At 37.4% G+C, this 20285-nt stretch carries 15 protein-coding genes and 1 pseudogene; all 16 read right to left on the reverse strand.

Annotation, left to right across the window (positions count from 1 at the left end):
- Positions 1-4 precede the first annotated feature (4 nt).
- Positions 5-1108, reverse strand: a complete 1104-nt coding sequence (locus FLP15_RS09175; protein ID WP_142766872.1) for a thiohydantoin desulfurase — start codon at positions 1106-1108, stop codon at positions 5-7.
- A complete protein-coding gene (locus tag FLP15_RS09180; protein WP_142766873.1) occupies positions 1108-2742 on the reverse strand; it encodes a thiourocanate hydratase in 1635 nt (544 codons plus the stop codon). The genes FLP15_RS09175 and FLP15_RS09180 overlap by 1 nt, the downstream gene beginning before the upstream one ends.
- A 194-nt stretch (positions 2743-2936) precedes the next feature.
- Positions 2937-3737 carry a glycoside hydrolase family 25 protein gene (locus FLP15_RS09185; protein ID WP_280954067.1) on the reverse strand — a complete coding sequence of 267 codons (801 nt, stop codon included), beginning with the start codon at positions 3735-3737 and terminating at the stop codon, positions 2937-2939.
- A gap of 47 nt (positions 3738-3784) precedes the next feature.
- A pseudogene (gene hemW / locus FLP15_RS09190) lies at positions 3785-4917 on the reverse strand (radical SAM family heme chaperone HemW).
- Positions 4910-5335: a hypothetical protein gene (locus FLP15_RS09195; RefSeq protein WP_223804602.1), complete on the reverse strand. Its 426-nt coding sequence runs from the start codon at positions 5333-5335 to the stop codon at positions 4910-4912. Before FLP15_RS09195 ends, hemW begins: the two are co-directional and overlap by 8 nt.
- A complete protein-coding gene (locus tag FLP15_RS13190; RefSeq protein WP_223804603.1) occupies positions 5308-5493 on the reverse strand; it encodes a hypothetical protein in 186 nt (61 codons plus the stop codon). The genes FLP15_RS09195 and FLP15_RS13190 overlap by 28 nt, the downstream gene beginning before the upstream one ends.
- Positions 5494-6024: 531 nt before the next feature.
- Positions 6025-7413 carry an APC family permease gene (locus FLP15_RS09200; protein WP_142766875.1) on the reverse strand — a complete coding sequence of 463 codons (1389 nt, stop codon included), beginning with the start codon at positions 7411-7413 and terminating at the stop codon, positions 6025-6027.
- 86 nt (positions 7414-7499) lie between these two features.
- Complete coding sequence (locus FLP15_RS09205; protein WP_142766876.1) at positions 7500-8090, reverse strand: hypothetical protein; 591 nt, start codon at positions 8088-8090, stop codon at positions 7500-7502.
- Positions 8091-8788: 698 nt separating this feature from the next.
- Positions 8789-9682: a choloylglycine hydrolase family protein gene (locus tag FLP15_RS09210; protein ID WP_142766877.1), complete on the reverse strand. Its 894-nt coding sequence runs from the start codon at positions 9680-9682 to the stop codon at positions 8789-8791.
- 245 nt (positions 9683-9927) lie between these two features.
- Positions 9928-10686 (reverse strand): triose-phosphate isomerase, encoded by a 759-nt coding sequence (gene tpiA / locus FLP15_RS09215; RefSeq protein WP_142766878.1) that lies wholly within the window; start codon positions 10684-10686, stop codon positions 9928-9930.
- Between the two features lie 190 nt (positions 10687-10876).
- Complete coding sequence (locus FLP15_RS09220) at positions 10877-13513, reverse strand: HAD-IC family P-type ATPase (protein WP_142766879.1); 2637 nt, start codon at positions 13511-13513, stop codon at positions 10877-10879.
- Between the two features lie 347 nt (positions 13514-13860).
- Positions 13861-14724 carry a methylenetetrahydrofolate reductase [NAD(P)H] gene (metF, locus tag FLP15_RS09225; RefSeq protein ID WP_142766880.1) on the reverse strand — a complete coding sequence of 288 codons (864 nt, stop codon included), beginning with the start codon at positions 14722-14724 and terminating at the stop codon, positions 13861-13863.
- Positions 14690-16987, reverse strand: a complete 2298-nt coding sequence (gene metE / locus FLP15_RS09230; RefSeq protein ID WP_142766881.1) for a 5-methyltetrahydropteroyltriglutamate--homocysteine S-methyltransferase — start codon at positions 16985-16987, stop codon at positions 14690-14692. Before metE ends, metF begins: the two co-directional genes overlap by 35 nt.
- A 174-nt stretch (positions 16988-17161) precedes the next feature.
- Positions 17162-18433 carry a D-alanyl-lipoteichoic acid biosynthesis protein DltD gene (gene dltD / locus FLP15_RS09235; RefSeq protein WP_142766882.1) on the reverse strand — a complete coding sequence of 424 codons (1272 nt, stop codon included), beginning with the start codon at positions 18431-18433 and terminating at the stop codon, positions 17162-17164.
- Positions 18423-18662: a D-alanine--poly(phosphoribitol) ligase subunit DltC gene (gene dltC, locus FLP15_RS09240; RefSeq protein ID WP_142766883.1), complete on the reverse strand. Its 240-nt coding sequence runs from the start codon at positions 18660-18662 to the stop codon at positions 18423-18425. Before dltC ends, dltD begins: the two co-directional genes overlap by 11 nt.
- Before the next feature lie 403 nt (positions 18663-19065).
- Entirely contained in the window at positions 19066-20283 is a 1218-nt protein-coding gene (gene dltB, locus FLP15_RS09245; RefSeq protein WP_142766884.1) for a D-alanyl-lipoteichoic acid biosynthesis protein DltB, read from the reverse strand.
- Positions 20284-20285 lie beyond the last annotated feature (2 nt).

Consider the following 20285-nt stretch of genomic DNA (forward strand, 5'->3'; position numbering starts at 1 on the left):
CTCTCTATTTTTCAGGAAATGAATAGCGGTAAAGCTCAATTCCCAGCGCCTTTTCTACATCTGGATATACCCCAGGGTCTTTTGCGCCAGTTGAAAGCTGAAAATGAGATTGATTAATCTTAAAGACGACAACTTCCTGTCCTTTTTTTATCTCATTGGTAGAAAGTGGGAAAGCATCTTCTGCTCTGAAAACAGTCTGAACATCAGGATAAGTCGAAATTCTTTCGCCTTTTTCATTTTCAATCGCCATAAATTCATTTTGCGCATAGAGTGTGAAGCGTTGTCCTTTCTCATCTTCAACAACAATCGTTCCAATATCAAACGCTTGATGAGTATATCGCATACGCTTTGACACCACACGCCCTCGCGCCACAATCTCGCCTTTTGTTTCCTTCACGATTTCATCAATCACATGAGCGCCACCTTTTTTCTCCGCCTTGATGATGGTGTGACCCAGATGAATCGCCTGAGATAAACCACCGATGACTGCATTTTCTTTGACATATTTCACAGGCAAAGGATGTCTCGCTGTCGCAATGAAGCCGCCGCCTTGATCAGAAGCTGCACGCAATATCTTTGAAGTCGTTTTTGAAGCACCTTTGACTACGACTTCAACATATTTCCCTGTTTCATGCTTTCCTCCAACCGCCGCCTGAGTTGTGATATATTCTGCTCTGGAATTTACCCCAATATCTCCCATTTCTCCAGTAGGATGAGCGCGAATATCTCCCGTCACATCAACAATATATAGACCCAGAGCAGCGGCTGTTATCCAGCCATTCGTTGATGAAGACTTCCCATTTTGTGGCGTCCATAAACCAACAATTTTCTCTGAAATTTGTTCCTGTACGAGCTGAACAGCCTTGATATAGTCTTTCCCCTGCATTTGCCAGTCTGTCGTGCCAGCAGGTGCTCCAATCGCCGTTTGAGTCAATAAAGTTGCATCATCAGGCAACTCATCAATCGAGATGAGATGAACATCGCCTAGTGACAAAGCAGCATAGCCCATCTCAAGTCCATGCTCATAAAAAGCACCACCGCCAGAAGCAAAGACTGCTCCACCTTTTACCGCTGCCAATACATCTGTTTTCGTTAATTTTCTCACCATTAGAGTTTCACCCTCCGAATTCCTTTTTTCTCTATCTCATCTAGTGAACGCTCATAGCCTGCATCCGCATAGCGCAAGACACCAAGACTCGTATCATTATCTAAAGCCAACTTCAAACGCTCAGCCGCCTCTGCTGTGCCATCTGCAACAAGCGTTAATCCTGCAGACTGCATATAACCAGCGTAGCCGCCACCTCCAGCATGAATGGCAACCAAATCTGCTTTTGAGCTACTTGCCACCATTGCATTGATTAAAGGCCAATCAGAAATGGCATCTGAACCATCCTTGAGATGTTCGGTCATAATATTGGGATGGGTCATTGCTCCCGCATCCAAGTGATCTCTCGTAAAAGCCACAGGTGCTTTTAATTTTCCTTCTGCGACAAGTTGATTGACCGCTAAGGCTAACTTCGTGCGCTCTCCGTGTCCTAGCCAGCTGATTCTAGCAGGCAAGCCTTGCACGGGAACATATTTTCCAGCGAGTTTTATCCAATTTGTCACGATTTCATTATCTGAGAAATTTTTGAGCAAATAGTCATCAATCAACTCAATATCCTCTACTTCACCTGATAAAGCAATCCAGCGGAATGGACCGATTGCTCGCTCAAACAGTGGACGTAAGAAGGCTTCTGTAAAAATAGGAATCTCAAAAGCATTTTCTACACCATAAGCCTTAGCTTGAGTTCGGATATTATTTCCATTATCAAAGACGATAGCACCCTGCTCCTTAAACTCTAAAATCGCACGGACTTCTTTAGCCAGACTCTTTCCTGCCTTATCAATCACTTCGTCCGGATTGGCTTTGCGTAACGCTGCAAGATCCGATAATGCAATGCCCTCTGGAACATAGCCATAGAGCAAATCATGTGCTGCTGTTTGGTCACTGACAATATCAGGGATAATCCCACGATTGAGCAGTTCAGGATAGATTGTTGCTGCATTAGCAATTAAACCAATAGAAAGTGGCTTTTTAGCGCTCAGAGCTTCATCAATCCAAGTCAAAGCTTCCTCCAAATCATGCATCTTTCTTTGTAAAAAGCCTGTCGCAATCCTCTTATCCGCCTTGCTCTCATCCACATCGACATCTAATATCACGGCGCCAGCCATCACACCAGCCAAAGGTTGTGAGCCTGACATCCCACCCAAACCTGCTGTCAATATAAATCTTCCTGCAAGATTACCCTCAAAATGCGCTCTAGCAATGGCTTGAAAGATTTCGTAAGTCCCCTGAATCACTCCCTGAGAACCAATGTATTGCCAATCTCCTGCGGTCAAACCTCCCCACATCGTCAGATTTTGGTCATAAAGCTTATAAAACTCCTCGCTATTCGCCCAATGACCCACTAAATTACTGGTCGCCATGATGACAAGTGGGGCGTCTTTATGTGTTTTTAGTAGACCAATTGGCTTGCCAGATTGAATAATCAATGTTTCATCTTCTTCAATCTGCTTTAAAATATCTACAATCGCATGATAGCTTGGCCAATCACGCGCTACCTTACCAATTGAACCATAAACCACCAAATTTTCTGGGTCTTCAGCATTTTCAAGATTATTTTCCAATAATCTAAGAAGTGCTTCTTGTCGCCAACCCTTTGCGCGAAGTTTATTTCCGCGTTGTGCAGTAATAGTCATATCTTTACCTAATTTCCATTGATTTAATCAGTGCTACTAACATTTCTGGCACAAAACATTCCCGATGATGAAAGTAATCACATTAATTTTTTGTATATGTTCAAAATTTTAACATGAAAAAAATGTCTAAGACATCAGATTTTTTGAAACTTGTGATAATTTTTAACTATTGAGAAAATAAAAAAAACAAGAAGTTATTTCTTGTTTTTAAAAAGTTTATTATAACTTTCCTGATTAAGCACCATGTTCAAATCAAGATTTCCATTGTAACCGGGTAAACTTCCCTTATCAGTATACTGCTGTATACCATAACCTAAACTTGTTTCTGGCGATGCATCCCATACACCGGTATTACGTCCATAAGCTGCAATCCAAATTGCATCAAACTTGTCTACATTTATTTGGTTTGCTTTTAAAAACCAATCTTGAGCGTAAATTCCAATGTTTTTTGCCCCTTGTTTTTGCAATTCTGAACGAAAGGCTTCAATTCCTTCATTCATATTTTTCATATTCGTAACTTCAACATCAAGCCAGTAATAAGTTGGATGATAAACACTTGCCCTTTGATAAAAATCTTTCGCTTGCTTTTTCATCTCAGCTTCTGTTTTTCCTGTAACAAATGCATATACTGCCACAGGAATTCCTCGCTCTTGAAGTTGTTTAATATGGGTTCTGTATGCAGTATCTTCTCCATGTTTATTTGCAGAATTATCCGCCTGCCCATAAGAACCATTAACACGAATAATTGCACCAATAATGTGCTGACTCAGTGTATTATAATCAATTTCATTAGGAGGTTGCCAGCCCGATAAATCAACCACTGGTTTGTTCAAATCTAGAATTTTTTCGTTTAGAATATCGCTCATCACAATTTTAGGCTCGGACAACTTGGAAATAGAAATAGGACGTATCCTCACTAAACCAAGTAATCCAATAACTCCAACCATGATTACTAAGAAAAAAACTGCTCCTAATGCTTTCAGTTTACGTCTCATTTTAGGTTTCATTAACTATATTGTAACAAAAGTTTCATCAAATGTCATCAAAACTCTCCAGATTCAAGAAGGAACGTCTCAAAGACATTATTCCCTAATTCAAAACCTTTATCTGTCATACGAATTTGTTCGTGGTCATCATAAAGAAGACCTTGAGCGATTAATGTTTGCACTTGCTTACCATAGAGTTTTTCAAAAGATAAAGAAAACTTTGATTCAAATTTCATTACAGAAACACCTGATTTTTTTCGCAACCCAAGGAACATTTCTTCTTCAATCTTTGATTTTTTTGACAAAACTTCTTCATTAACTCTCTTATTAGTCGCTTCAAGATAATGGTGAACAGGTCCATGATTTTTGTAGCGAATCCCTCTAAATATCCTGAAGCACCAGCACCGACACCATAATATTCAGCATTATCCCAATAAGTAAGATTATGCTGACTTTCAAAACCAGACTTTCCAAAATTAGACACTTCATAATGATTGTAGCCATTTTGCGCCAAGATATCCATGATATATTCATACATATCGGCATTTTTATCTTCATTTGGTAATCGCAAAAGTCCTCTACGCTGTCTATTCATAAACACCGTGTGGTCTTCTAGGATTAAACTGTAGAGTGCAACATGCGGTAACTTTAACGCAAGAAATTTTTTAACATCAGTTTTAACCATATCCATTGTCTGATTTGGAAGCGCATAAATCAAATCAATTGTGATATTTTCAAAACCAGCCTCTCTCAACTTTTTTATAGATTCATAAACTTGTGCTTCAGTATGGGTTCTTCCAATTTTTTTGAGTAGTTGATTATCAAAAGTTTGAACACCCAACGAAATTCGATTAACTTTTGATTGAGCAAGAACCTCAATAATTTCATCGGATAAATCACCAGGATTAGCTTCCACAGTGAACTCTTCTAAGACTTCAAGATTTAGATGTTCCGTAAGTTTTGAGAGAAGTTTACCTAATTGTTGTGCCGAAAGAACTGTTGGAGTTCCTCCACCAATATATAGTGTTTTTAATTCTTTGATATCATAAGCTTGATATTCTGCAATAAGTGCATCAATATAATCATCAACAGGTTGTCCTTCCATCAACACTTTTGCGAAATCACAGTAATAACAAATATGTGAGCAAAACGGGATATGAACATAAGCAGCTAGAGGTTTTTCAGACATTTGCTTTTCCTTTCCAAATTTTCTTCCGTAAAATGATTAACGCAAGTATTCCGTTAATGATAACTAAATAAATTGGAAATGCCAAACTTGTAAAAGTCCAAATTGTCATCGCAAAAAATCCCGTCCCTGCATTAAATACTCCTGCAGCGAAGGGTTCCCACGTTTCTGTTTCAGGATAACGCCATGCTTTTATCGCTGTAGGAATCGCCGCCATTATATCTGACAAAATTGCAAAACAAATTGCAAGATTAGGATTGCTTGTCAGTCCCCATACTAATAAAGCCAAAACTGACACAGCACCACACATAATGTCAAAACGTTCAATCGCCCAGTAAGATTTTCGATTAATAAAAGAACATATAAAAATTAATGCCGTTGTTGAGAAAGAAATTAAGACAGGAAATTGCCCCAAGTCCACCCTTTTGAAAGTGCAGCAAAAAAGCCGATTGCAGGTGCAATCGTCCATAAGAGCCAAGACACTTTATTGGGTCTTACACGACCAGTAATAGTTGCCCAAGCATAAGGGATGTTAAAAACCAGCGATACAGCTGCTCCAATAAATATCAAAAATTGCATAAGTTCATTATAACAGAAAATCATGTTTAAGGGATTCTTTAGAAATTTAGTAATACTGTTTAATTTCTTGGAAAAATCGTTCTCAAACAGGTCCTAGATAGTGGGGTTATCAAAGCAAGTACGTGCTATCTCCGCCTTACGGCTACGCTGTCCATCCTCACTACGGTGCTGAAGCACCTAGTCGGAATGGCAAGCCTTAAATTTCGTCCGACTGCCCTAGGGCGTTAGTGCTTTAGCACTTAGGCTTCTGGGACAAGACCACTTCGCCTTGCGACTTTAGTCGATTGCGATTTGAACTTGCCACTTTAGTGGCTTAGTGAAATCGACAGCGCAGCAAAGCGGAGATAGAGCAAATGGATAACGAAGCGAAGCGGAGGTGTGACCTCATATCGAAGATGTTAAGCAGACTGTTGCAGCTTTAGCTGCGTACAGATCGCTTAGTTGTTATACCTAGAGGTTGTGTCCTAAATTCAGTGGTGAATCGAAACTCCCACTGAATAAGTATTGACTTCATTTTTTTATTGAACACTGTTACTTTGCCATCTTGCTTAATTTTGAATGTTTATAGCCATATAGAAAATAGATGATACTGATTATAGCTAATAAAATGAGCAATGTTAGCCAAGTTGTCCAGTGATACTGGATGATTAAAATTAAACTTATCAGAAAAGATAGGGCAGGGAGTATCGGAACAAAAGGAACTTTAAATTCTCCTTTATCAGGTGTGCCAAAATCGCGCCGTAGCTTAATAATTCCTAAAGAAAGCATCATCAAATAAATGAGGGTACTTAAATTTAGAAATTCTGATAGTTTATCGATTGGGAAAAGACCCGAACCTAGCATTGCTCCTATCCCCATTAGTAAAGTCGCATTTTTGGGAACTTTATACTTTCCAGATATTTTACTTAAACGCTTTGGCAAAAGACCATCTCGACTAATACTATAGATTATCCGTACCAAAGCATACGCCATCGAAATTCCTACAGTAATCAAAGTAAGCATAACAACAACAGAGATAAGATTTGCCACCCATGTTAATCCCACCGAACGCAAAGCAAAAGCTAAGACATCTGGAACATCTAACTTAGTGTAATTTACCATACCCGTCAACACTACTGTAACCAAAATATATAAAATTGCTGTAACAAATAAGGCACCCAGTATTCCTTGGGGCATCGTTTTTTTCGGATATCGTGCTTCATCGGCTGAGGCAGATACTGTTTCAAAACCGAGAAATGCCATAAACATTAAAGCTGCACCTGCTGTTACACCGTTACCACTAAGAGGATCTAACCAACCAAAAGGTGCAAAATTATTCCAATTATCCAGATTCAAATGGAAAACTCCAATAACAATAAAAACAATCAACGCGGTCAATTTTAAAATCACTAGAACATTATTAAAACGTAACATTGCTCTAGCACTTAGAAATCCCAAAGCTGTTATTATTGCAATGACCAACATTGGAATCAAATCAATTGAAAAATGCTGACTTGACCCTAACGGACCATTAAAAACTGTTGGTAATTTCAAACCAAACAAGCTTTTAATATATCCTCCCCATCCACTGGCTGTAATCGAAATAGCTGTGAAAAATTCTCCAATTAATAAGCAGCCTGCAATCCAAGCAGGAAATTCTCCAAACACAACATAAAGATAGCCATAAGGACCGCCTTGAGTTGGAATTCGCGATGAAAATTCTGAGAAAATCAAGGCAGATAACGCTACTGCAATTGCTGCAATAACAATCGAAATCATCAAAGCAGGTCCTGCAACTTTAGCAATGGTAGGGCCTACTATGGTAAAAATACCCGTCCCTACCATACTTCCGAGTCCTAATAGAACCAAGTCCATGCTATTTAAACTACGTTCAAGTTCGGTTTTTTCTAGCCCAATTCTCTTTTTTCTAAATAAATCCATAGCACCTCTATATCAATGACATTAAATTTCAATCATGTTACTTTTCAATGTTATTGTATCATATTATTCGCTTTTCTCAAAGGTATTCATTGTGCACCACGGTGGTTTTTTAGATATCTTCTTCTACCCTCTATGATGATAAAAAAGCTTAAACTAAGTAGGATAAGATAAGTTGGGAAAGCAACTTCTGCTAAATTCCAATTTTGGATTTCAGTAAAAGTTGTGCTTGCTGAAAAAAGTGTCCCTAGATAAAGAAAACCATTTTCTGTTTCTGGATAGCGCCAACCTTTAAACAAAGTTGGTAACCCTGCTAACACATCAGATAAGATAGCCAATATAATTGCTACGCTAGGGTCTTTCGTGAGGTACCAAGCAATTAATGCCAAAATCGAAACGAAACCGCAAATATAGTCAAAACGTTCAATTCCCCAATAAGCTTCTTTTTTTAAAAAAGAGGCTGTAAAAACAAGTGTAGGACCAAAACCTGACATAAAAACGGGTAAAACTGCCCAAGTCACACCGCTAGAAATAGCTGCAGCAGCACTAATGAGAGGAGCAATCGCCCAAATAAGCCACGTTACCCGATTGGGTTTCACTCTTCCTCGTATAATGGCAATAACTGTTGAAATTGAAAAGGATAGCGAAATAAACGCCCCTAAAATTACAAATAAATGCATGATAAATCCTAATTTTCTATTTTAACCAAGCAAGTGCGTGCTATCTTCGCCCTTTGGGCTACGCTGTCCATCCTCACTACGGCGCTACGTGCTTCGCACACCGTTCTGCGAACGGTCTACGTAACTTCGTTGCGCCGCTGTCCGTTTGATTGCCATTTGGCGTTGCCTCTATTCTTGTCACTTTAGTGACTTAGAGATAGAGGACAAATGTTCATCGGCACTTTAGTGTCTTACAGCCAATGGTCATGCGAAGCTAACTGCTAAGCAAAAGGCAAGGCGATAAGGCGAAATGGCAAGCTTTGCTTTCGTTCTACTGCCCTAGGGTCTTAGCGCTTTGCGACTCGACTTGTGGCTTTATCCACTTAGCGAGAACCATTACGACTCGGTGCTTCAGCACCGTAGCGAGCATGGATACCCGTGGTGTGGACAGCGCGGAGATAGCGCTTAAACTTCAGGGACAAGACCACTTCGCCTTGCAACTTTAGTCGATTGCGATTTGAACTTGCCACTTTAGTGGCTTAGTGAAATCGACAGCATAGCAAAGCGAAGATAGAGCGAATGGATAACGAAGCTTCGCTACGGTGTGACCTCATATCTTTGATGTGAGATTGTGCCCAACATCAGTAGGGGAGAAAGAATCTCCTACTGATGAAGTAATCACTTTAAAACTCTAGGTTTTCTGATTAGCTTTAGTTCAGCTATTCTGGAAAACGATAACTTGTGATGCTCAAATCATTATAACGTTGCAAATAAAGCCTACGGCTTGTGACATCTACTGCACTTCGATAAACAGTATAGGTATCTGAGCGGCCATCTGATTTTGGTACAGTCACACCATTCAAAATATGCCAAGTTTCAATAACATTTTCTTGTTCATTTATAGGTAATATCGCTCTTTCTTTAAAAATAGCAGCACGAATAAATCGAGAAGTTGGTGTGAATCCTCCTGGAAATACTGGTTTACCACTGAAATTTCCTGTAGAAATATGATTTAGACCGACAGCCTGCTCTGATAAGTCCATATAGGTAGCCAATTTTTCAACTTCGCGCTCAAACTTTGGAGCATTAGTTACCACACCGATTGGATTATCAATAATCACCAGCTTTCCTTCTCTCGGTTCAATATTTATCATTTGTCCAGTTGGATCGGTCGCCGAAAAATGCAGGTCATTACGCCCATACTTCATTTTTGCATGGTCATCTGTCATAAGTTGTACCTTTTTAATTTTTTCTCTAATGTCAGCTACTGACCGACAATTTCCCAATATCCACATGACAAATTCAAAAGCTGCAAGTTGAATTTTATTTCTGTCAGCACTGACAGAATACTCCGAATGATTAGAGAATGTTAATTTTTGTGCTGCTAAACCAAATTCATTGACCCCATCAGAAATATCCGCATGATGCTCTGGTGAATCACGACCCACACCTAAAATCGTATACAAATTTGTAATCAGATTTCCATCATACACCGCTCTCCATGTATAGTTTTTAGGTAAAACAAGCGGTTCAGCACTAAAAGTATGCCAATCCATAGTTCTTGCAAAAAGTAAGCTTCCATCACTTGATTTCATTTGAAAACTAGTACACATGATTGATCTCCCCATATCATTTCTATTTTTGCCCTGTATCTTCCATACTATCAAAAAACTTCACTTTTTGCTTACTGACAGATTTCTGTCAGCACCCTAGTTTTAGGATAATGATGCAATTCAAATTTACAGCACACAATCACTTTCACGAATCACTAATTCAACTGCTGATAGGGCAGAATTAATATAAAAAAGTCTGTCAGTATGCTGACAGACTTGACTAATCTTGAAATGAGACTTCCAGATTACATATACATTTTAAGCAAAGCAAGGAATGAATCGGCTTCAAGTGATGCACCACCTACAAGTGCTCCGTCAATATTTTCTTTACCCATCAGTTCTTCAACTGTTTCTGGTTTTACAGAGCCACCATATTGAATGCGAACAGCTTCTGAAACTTCTTTACCATAAAGCTTTTCAACTGTTGAACGTACAACACCACAAGTTTCATCAGCAATTTCAGCCGTTGCAGTTTTACCTGTACCAATTGCCCAAATTGGTTCGTAAGCGATAACCATGTTAGCAACATCTTTACCGTCAATGCCAGCAAGACCAGCTTCGATTTGACCTGAAACCCATTCAGCTGTTTTCCCAGCTTCAAATGTTTCCAAAGTTTCACCACAGCAAAGAATTGGTGTCACACCTGCAGCAATAAGAGCCTTGGCTTTTTTGTTGATATCTTCATCAGTTTCATGGAAATATTCACGACGTTCTGAGTGACCGATAATCGCATATTCAATCCCTTCAGCAGCAAGCATTGCAGGTGAGATTTCGCCTGTAAATGCACCTGAATTTTCAAAGTAAACATTTTCAGCTGAAACTTTAAGTGGATTTTTTCCACGATGATGAACAAGTGGTACAAGGTACATTGCAGGAGCAGCCACAGCTACTTCTACTTTATCTTCTGATGGTAATTTGCCATCAATATTAGCCATGAATGCAAAAACTTCTTTAAGGTTTTTGTTCATTTTCCAGTTACCAGCGATAATTGGTTTACGTGACATTTTATTTCTCCTTTGAGGCTCTGTTTCATTTATCACAGATGCCTTAAATTTTGAACTATACAGTTCATCTTTACATGATTAATTTTATCACAAAGTTAAATTTTTTGCAGAAATCAACTCAGAATGGAATACTTCTATTTTTCATAAAATACTCATCAGCATTTTCAAATATAATCTCCTGTATTATCTCTTAACTCTTGATAAATTGCCGAGAAATTAACTTTTCTACTTCAACAAGCACAAACAAGATAAGACCAGCTAAGAAAGCATAATTCAAATTATGCAAGCCAATATTCATCGTTCCTAGTGCATTGCTAACTACTGGGACGTAAATAATCATCAGCTGTAAAACTGCCAATATTATCAAAGATATCCAAAGAACATGATTTTTCAACATATCTTTATCAATAGAGAACTTGTGAATACTACGACAATTTATCATATAAAATACTTGACCAAACACAATGGTCATCAATAGTGTCGTCTGAGCTACCGCAGTGGGAACACCTTCAGATATTACTATATTGTTTACTAAAAAGCCTAAGAAAGCTAATACAATTGATACATAAATAGTTCTAAAAATCGCATACCTATCTAAAATATTTTCATTTGGATTACGTGGTGAACGCTGCATCACATCTTTTGCCTCATGTTCAAAACCTAAGGCAAAAGATAATGTAATTGTTGTTACCATGTTTAACCACAAAATCTGAACTGACGTCAGTGGGAGAGGTCTATCAATCAATATTGACACTACAACTAGCAGCCCTTGAGCAAAAGCAGTTGGCAGTGAAAAATAAATCGTTTTTTTCAAATTATCATAGACACGACGCCCCTCACGTACAGCCTCTGCAATGGTTGCAAAATTATCATCTGCTAACACCATATCTGCTGCATCTTTTGTGACTTGTGTCCCCTTTTGTCCCATCGCAATCCCAATGTCAGCTTTTTTCAATGCTGGAGCATCATTGACACCATCTCCAGTCATTCCCACAATTTGTCCATTGGACTTAATAGCACTCACCAAACGTAATTTATGCTCAGGGGTTGTTCGTGCAAAAACATCATGGCTCATCACAATATTCGATAATTCTGTATCAGACATCATCTCAATTTCTTGTCCAGTCACAGCTCTATCAGTATTTTTTAAACCAATTTCTTTGGCGATAGCGACAGCTGTATCCTTATGATCTCCTGTAATCATTTTCACAGATATACCTGCCTGATGACTTTCACGAACGGCTTCAATTGCCGCTGGTTTTGGTGGGTCAATAATACCATACATTCCAACCAAAATCATATCATTAAACAACTCTTCATGGCTGATCGTTTCTTGATTTAAAGGAACTTCCTTAAATGCTGTTGCCAATATACGTTGTCCCTTTTTGGCTTGTTTTGAAATCATTGCTTCCCATAAATTAAAATCAATTTTCTCTACAGCATCATTTCCAAACTGGTAGTCCACCATGTTAAGTAAAACATCTGGCGCACCTTTTAGGTAGATGAAACGTTGATGATTCACTTCAACTAAAGTTGCCATATATTTATAACTTGAATCAAAAGGAATTTTATACAACACTTTCTCATCCTGAATAAATTCCATATGGTAAGCCCAATCCAATAGAGCACCCTCGGTCGGATTTCCAATCACTTCTCTCTGACCATTGTGATAATCAATCTTTGTATCATTACAATAAAGCGCTGTTTCCACTAAGCGTTTCAATTGCGCATCATGATTGAACACATTGATTTCATCTTTCCATTGGTTCGTTTGACTTTTCTCAAATACTTGCTGCTTGGTTAAAATAGCAAGCACAGACATTTCATTTTTTGTAAGTGTTCCTGTTTTATCCGAACAGATTACTCCCATACTTCCCAAGGTTTCAACGGCCGGCATTTTTTTGATAATGGCTTGTTTTGTAGCCATTCTTGTCACACCAACAGATAAAATGATTGACAGTACTGCCGGTAATCCTTCTGGAACAGCAGAAACAGCTAAAACGATCATCCAAGACACCATTTCTTCAAATGAAAAATCACGATGGAATTGGCTAAAAATAATTAATCCAATCACTAATATCAGTAAGATAATGAAAATTTGTTTATTCAAATGTTTCATTTTCTTGATTAGTGGTGTTTCAGTCACACCCACCTCTTTCAAGTGAGTACTGATTTTTCCTATCTCAGTGTTATCTCCGACTCCCACAACAACAGCTTTTCCGCTACCACTATTGACTAAAGAGCCCGAGTATCCCATATTAATCCGATCTCCTAGATCAACCTCGTCTTCAATAGCAATTGCATTCTTTTGTACTGGTGTTGACTCACCTGTGAGCATTGCTTCATCCACCACTAAATTATAAGCTTCCAAGATTCGGACATCTGCTGGGATAATATCACCTGAGTTAAGTAAAACGATATCGCCTTTTACTAACGTATCTGCTGGAACCACTTGTTTTTCGCCACCAATCAAGAGTGTAGCATCAGCTCCCATCATGCTTTTTAAGCCATCCAACGAGTTGTTTGCCTTAGCTTCTTGAATAAAGCCAATCAGTGCATTGATAATAACAACTGCAAAAATAATACTCATATCAATGTAATCACCGCTGATTCCTTTTAAGATTCCTGCCACAATCAACACATATATGAGTAAATCATTGAAATGCTTAAAAAATTTCTTTATTGAACCTTCAACTTTCTCGCCAGTTAGCAAATTGGGACCGTCTTCAGTTAAACGTTGTTCACGTTCCTCTTTTCTTAGTCCCTGTTCTTCTATTACTTGCAAGTCATTTAAGACTTGTTCCTTGGGTAATTGATACCATTTCATTGGTGTCCTCCTTATGAACATATCGTCATGTTTCCTATTTCTATATCGTTGCTTGTAGTCCTTCCTCCATTACCTATTTTAAGCAGACAACATTGTCTGTTTTTTATTACATCGTTTGATTTAATTATATACAACAGCTCTGTTTTTTTCAAATCTTCCTTTTTAGAAAATGTAAAATTTCTAATTTATCTGATTTCAATTAGAAAAATACAGACTAATAAAAAATCTCTCGAGATGAGAGAATTTCCTATTATCAATATTTATCAGTATAAGAAATATACCTTATATTCTATCTTTAAAATCATAAATAAAAAGCCCATCACTGAGCTTTTTATTTATGGTATATTTTAAGATAATTCTTGATAGAATAACGACGAGGTTGCATGATGAATAGACTTCGCGGTCTCAGCATTATTCATTGTATATAGATGAATACCGTCTACATCTTCTGTTGTTAAATCTATGATTTGGTCAATTGCAAACGCAATTCCTGCATCTTTCAAAGCAAGAGGATTATGCTCATACTTTTCTAAAATTCTAACGAATTTCTTTGGCAATGGGGTATTACAGGTTTTTAAAAGTCTAATCGCTTGATTTCGATTAACAATGGGCATAATTCCTGCAAGAATAGGAACCTCTATCCCCGCAATAGCACATCTTTCTTGAAAATCATAGAAAGTATTATTATCAAAAAACAGTTGCGTGATTAATTTATCACATCCTGAGTCAACTTTTTCTTTTAGATAATGAAAGTCTGTCACGCGGTTCTGAGATTCAGGATGAATGTCTGGATAACACGCTCCTAATATTTCAAAAGTTTCATCATACGCTCTGATAAAACGGACTAAGTCACTTGCAAAATGAAAATCATTTTTGGTCGGTAAAGTTGTAATATCTCCTCTAAGCGCTAATATTTGGTGGATCCCCTTAGTTTTTAACTGCTCCAAAATCTCTTTCACTTGATTTTTATCTAAATAGGCAGCAGATAAGTGAGCCACCGCAGGAATATTTAAAGTATTATTGACATAATCTGCTACTCTAATCGTAGTATGACCTATATCTGTACGATTATTATTACTACACGTTACACTTATAAAGTCTGGTGATAATTCTTTTAACTCATCAAGTGTCTTAAACAATTTTGATGTGCCTACCTCAGTATTTGGTGGAAACACCTCAAACGAAAGCATTTTCTTTGGATTGTTCACCATGCTCGTTAACCCCACTTCTAATTAAATTCGTTGCTTCGACTAAATGTTCAAGACTTAAAATGGTCTCTTCATTTCCACGCGTCTTTAATCCACAATCTGGATTAATCCATACCTGTTCTAGAGGAAGTTTGTCTAAGATTCGCGAAATTTGCGTTTTGATTTCATTGGTGCTAGGAACTCTTGGAGAATGAATGTCATAAACCCCAGGTCCTACAAGCGTTTGGAAATGATGGGTCTTTAGTGCATCAATAATAGATAGTTCGCTACGACTTGCTTCAAAAGAAATAACATCGGCGTCCATTGCATCAATAGATGAAATAATATCTTCAAACTCTGAGTAACACATATGAGTATGAATCTGTGTTTCTGGTCTTACTTTTGAATGAACAAGTCTAAACGCTGGAATAGCCCAATCTAAATATTCACTATACCAATCACTTTTTCGTAGAGGTAGTTTCTCTCTCAAAGCCGCTTCATCAATTTGAATGATTTTAATTCCTGCTTTTTCTAAATCTAAGACCTCTGCCTGAACAGCCAAAGCCAATTGCAAGGTACTTTCACGTAAGCTTATATCTTCTCTTGGAAAACTCCAATTTAAGATGGTAACAGGCCCTGTAAGCATTCCCTTAACAGGTTTAGCAGTCTGCTCTTGAGCAAAAGTTGACCAACGAACAGTCATCGAATGTGGTCTAGTAATATCTCCCCAGACAATAGGCGGTTTAACGCAACGTGTACCATAGGATTGTACCCAAGCTTTTTGAGTAAATACGTATCCGTCGAGTTGTTCTCCAAAATATTCCACCATGTCATTTCTTTCAAATTCACCATGAACCAAAACATCTAAACCTATTTTCTCTTGAAGTTCAATGCATTCACGGATTTTTTCTTCCAGAAATGTATCATAGGCTTCATTGCTCAATTCACCTTTTTTATGATTCAGCCGTGCTCGCCGAACTTCTACGGTTTGGGGAAATGAACCGATTGTTGTCGTAGGTAAAAGTGGCAAATGTAATGCTTCATTTTGAAGAGTACGACGTCTTTCCAAACTGGGTTGACGGATAAAATCTTTCTCAGCTAAATGATCAATCGCTTGTTTCAATTGCAAATTTTCTTGTATTCGTTTTTCATTAAACAATGCTTCATTTTGATGGAGTAATTGTTCATTTCCTGTGAAATAGATGTCAGCAAGCTGGCTAATTTCTTCTAGTTTTTCATTTGCGAATGAAAAATGTTTTAAAATATTCTTTTCTAGCTTATCTTCATTTTTGGTCGTTACCGGCACGTGTTGTAGAGAACAACTTGTATTGACAATGATCTGCGCTTCTGTTTTTATAGCATTTAAAACTTCAAGTGATTGTTGATAATTATTACGCCAAATATTTTTTCCATTAACAACTCCCGCAAATAACAACTTATCCTTAGGAAAACCATATTTCTGAATGAGTGCTGCGGTTTCTCTTCCTTCGACAAAATCAAGTCCGATGCCATCAAAATCGAGTTCACATACGCTGGTATAACTATCACGGATGTCACCAAAATAGGTTTGTAGTTGTACTTTAACTTTATTTTTGTGCTTTAACAGTTCTTGATAGATTTTTTCAAATAAGACAATTTCTTCTTTGCTTTGATCCAAAACAAGAGCAGGTTCTTCAATTTGTAACCACTTTACATTTTCTTGATTAAGAGATACTAGGAGTTGCTGATAGGCATTAATGATTTCCGATAAAACAGTTTCTACTGTGGTATCTTCTAGATACTCAGCTAAAGTTAAAAAAGTATAAGGACCAATAACAGTTGGTTTAGTTTCAATGCCACTCTCTTTTGCTTCTCTATATTCGTCAATAAGTTTAGAGAAGTTCGCTTTGATTGTTGTTTCACGATTTATTTCTGGGACTAAATAGTGATAATTTGTGTTAAACCATTTTTTCATCGGTCTAGCCGTTACATCGTGTGCTTCGTCTTGAAAACCACGCGCAAGGGCGAATAAGGTGTCAAGCTTGTTTAAATTTAATTCGTTGTAACGCTCAGGAATAGCGTTGAGGGCAATAGACAAATCTAACGTTTGGTCGTAAAATGAAAAATCGTTAGAAATTGGGAAATCAATCCCGGCATTTTTTTGCCGTTGCCAGTTTGTTAAACGAATAGCCTTGGCGACTTGTTGTAGTTCTTTTTCTGATATTTCTTTACGAAAATATTTTTCAAGGGCAAATTTTAATTCACGATTTTCACCGATACGTGGGAAAGCAATAATTGATTTTTTCATAGTTAAACGCTCCAAAATTCTAATGAGTCTATCTTATCAAATTCGCTTGATCATTAATAATACTTTTATAATATGCTTTTGTATAGTTAAAAACTATATTATCTACTACCTATTCCTAAATATTGGATAAATAAAAAAATAATACTCCCAAGGTTGGATGTATTATTTCTATGATTAGTTTTCTTCATTCATTGCCCACTCTTGAGATAAAAATCGTGAATTATCAAGATGATAGTCTACTTTTCTTGGCTGTTTCATAAATTTCTTTATAGATTGGTCTACGGCTAACCAACCTCTATATCCAAAGTGAATCGTATCACCAACAGCATATGGTGTATTATACATTCCTGTGAAATCTGCCACTTGATTAAAACCTTGAGTATTCAATTGCTGACGAATCTTGACACTAAAGTCTTGTAGTGCTTTTTCAGATAGTCCTGAGTAGCGATACCAATTACCATTCACGGGTTGAATAACAAAGAGAACATCATCATGATTCGCCGCAAATGTATTTAACAATTGTTGGAAATCTGTATACTCTGGACTTTTTAGATAGTTTACCCTTCCCATCCGATTTTTACGACTTTTATAAATTGCTTTCATCTTGTTTTTCCATATCGTATTGTTAATACAGAATGGATTATTGTCGGCGGCTTTTCTTCCTTTTAGATATGCTAATCGGTCTAATTTTTCAAAATTCCATATCTGAGGAAGATGGTGTGATAAATTCCGTATTTTTGGAGATAGGCCAATGTGATTTGCTGTAAGCTGTGATATTCCTGAAAATAGTAAATCTTCTTTACGCCAAAATTGTAGTGACATTGAAACTAAAAGATGTTGCCAGCTTGTCATGTCTTTACCAGCAGCTAGTCGTTCAAGCACTGAATGAATCGTTTTTTCAGCTTCAAGTGATTTAAAGCTTAGTAAACGTTGTGCCATTTTTTGAGTCGATATTGATTTTGAATTTGCATTTTTTATCCAAGAATAAATTTCCCCCTTGGAGATAAAATTTTCAAATTCTGACTCTGTAATTCCCCGCTTGGAGAACCACTGAGGGCTTATAATGAAGACTATTTTCCGATTTTTTAATTGTTCGGCTACTGAATTCACATAGAAAAAATGTGTCAGCGTTGTTGTGCCTGGTTGCCCTGCTAGATATGGAGTAAAGCCCGCTGGATATTTCGAAAAATAAGCACTGGGGTGAAAAGGATCAATGTGTCCTAGCTCTGATGATCCTAGAAGGGGTAAAAAATTGGGATTTGAAAATGCCTGTTTTTTTACTGAGTAGCCTGTGAAACTTGGTGTATTGTAGGGAGCTTGGGCAAATTTTGTAAGTTGTTTTTGTGAGTATCTTGTTCCGACATTGAGGGGAATAAATATCAAAATACCTGTCAAAACGAGCGCTACGAAAAAAGGGCCCAAAGCTTTAATAATTTTAGTTTTCATTGACTTTTTCCTGAACACGTTTAACAATTTTATTCGCTGTATTCCAGTCTTCCCTGTCCATTTCAGATGGTGGTAAGCTGATATTGAAATTTCCCTCTAGATCGACAATGAGCATAATTGCTTTCATTGAATCAAGAATTCCCTCTTCAAATAGGTCCATATCTAAATCTTCTCTAAATTCATCTGTAGCTGCAATTGTTTCAATAATGTCAAAAATTTGTTCTTTCATTTGATTTCTCCTTGTGTACTTTATCAAAGCAAGTGCGTGCTATCTCCGCCTTACGGCTACGCTGTCGATGCTCGCTACACCACCAAAGTGGCTAGTCGCAATCGCAATACCTCTACCTCTTAGATAGGAGATAAAGCAGCACTAAGCCTTGAATTTCGTTCGACTGCCATAGGGCGTTGGCGCTTTTAGCACCTAAGCTTCTTGGACAAGGTGACCTCATATCGAAGATGTTAAGCAGACTGTTGCAGCTTTAGCTGCGTACAGGTCGCTTAGTTGTTACACCTAGAGGTTGTACCTTAAATTCAGTGGTGAATCGCCCTTTTATCAGTCGCTTCAGCGACTAGAGAAAATGGACAAATGTTTTATGAAACTCCCACTGAATAAGTCTTGACTTCATTTAGAATTAAAAATTAGGTAGTGGATTAAATGGATTGAGATAATGCATGAGAATGTAATTTGGAATTCCTGAAAAAATCAAAAAACCGATAAATACAAGATTAAATGTGATAAAAATGCTAATTGCCCTTGTCCATCTGGTGTTTGGAATTACCCAGTTGCGACGTTTTTTCAAACGATTCCATGCATCATACAGAATCATTAGAAACGCATGATATAGTCCATAAAGCACATAATACCATGTCAGACCATGCCAAAATCCCATAAGCAACATATTCGTTAGGTAACCGATATTAGAAATGGTTACCATGTTTTTTGACCATTTTTTTACCATGAATGTTTTCACTAAACGCATAAACACAAAATCTCTAAACCAAAAACTTAAAGTCATGTGCCATCGTTGCCAAAACTCATGGATATTCTTGGCTAAAAAGGGTTTATTAAAGTTATGAGGAAGGTCATATCCCATCAAATTACTTACACCAATCGCAAATAGAGAATAACCAGCAAAGTCGAAAAAGAGATAAAGACCATAGGCATACATGGACTGAGTAATTGTCCAAAAATTAGGATGAAGTGTTGCTGCGATTGCTATTCCATGAAGCCAATATTGGTCAATGAGATACCCAATGATAAATTTATAGAGAAATCCCTGAAAAATTCGGAAAATTCCCTGATTTAGTAGTTCTAGATATTTTTGAGAAACGGGTGCTTTCAGTTCTTTGCTAAATCTTCTAAATCGGTCAATTGGTCCTGATGAAATTGTTGGATAAAAATAGAAAAAGTATAGGAAATCTTTGAGTGGAACCGACTTTATCAATCCATCACGGATTTCCATAATCATTGCGACACTTTTAAAAGTAATATAAGATATTCCTAAGAAACCAATAATTGATGCTGGATGATTGGGAGATATGAGCGGAGTTGCTTTAACAACAACAAGAGGAGAAATAGCCAAAATAATCGCTAGATAAAAAATAGTGGTCCAATTCTTTTGTTGTTTAATCCGATAGTATTCATAGCCCTTGATAAGTAGGGTTTGAAAAATTCCAAAGCCAATCAACGCCAAGAAAGTGGTGCTTCCTGAAAAAGTTAACCAAAGAAAACCAAGAGTAAATACGAACTGATACCACATCATTTTTTTGCCAAAAATTTGGGCAATAACAAGCGGTGACAAAGCTACACTAAGAATTACAAAATAAAAGGGAGTTGAATATGGTTGCACGT

Origin of the sequence: Lactococcus protaetiae (assembly GCF_006965445.1) — a bacterium.
GTDB lineage: Bacteria > Bacillota > Bacilli > Lactobacillales > Streptococcaceae > Lactococcus > Lactococcus protaetiae.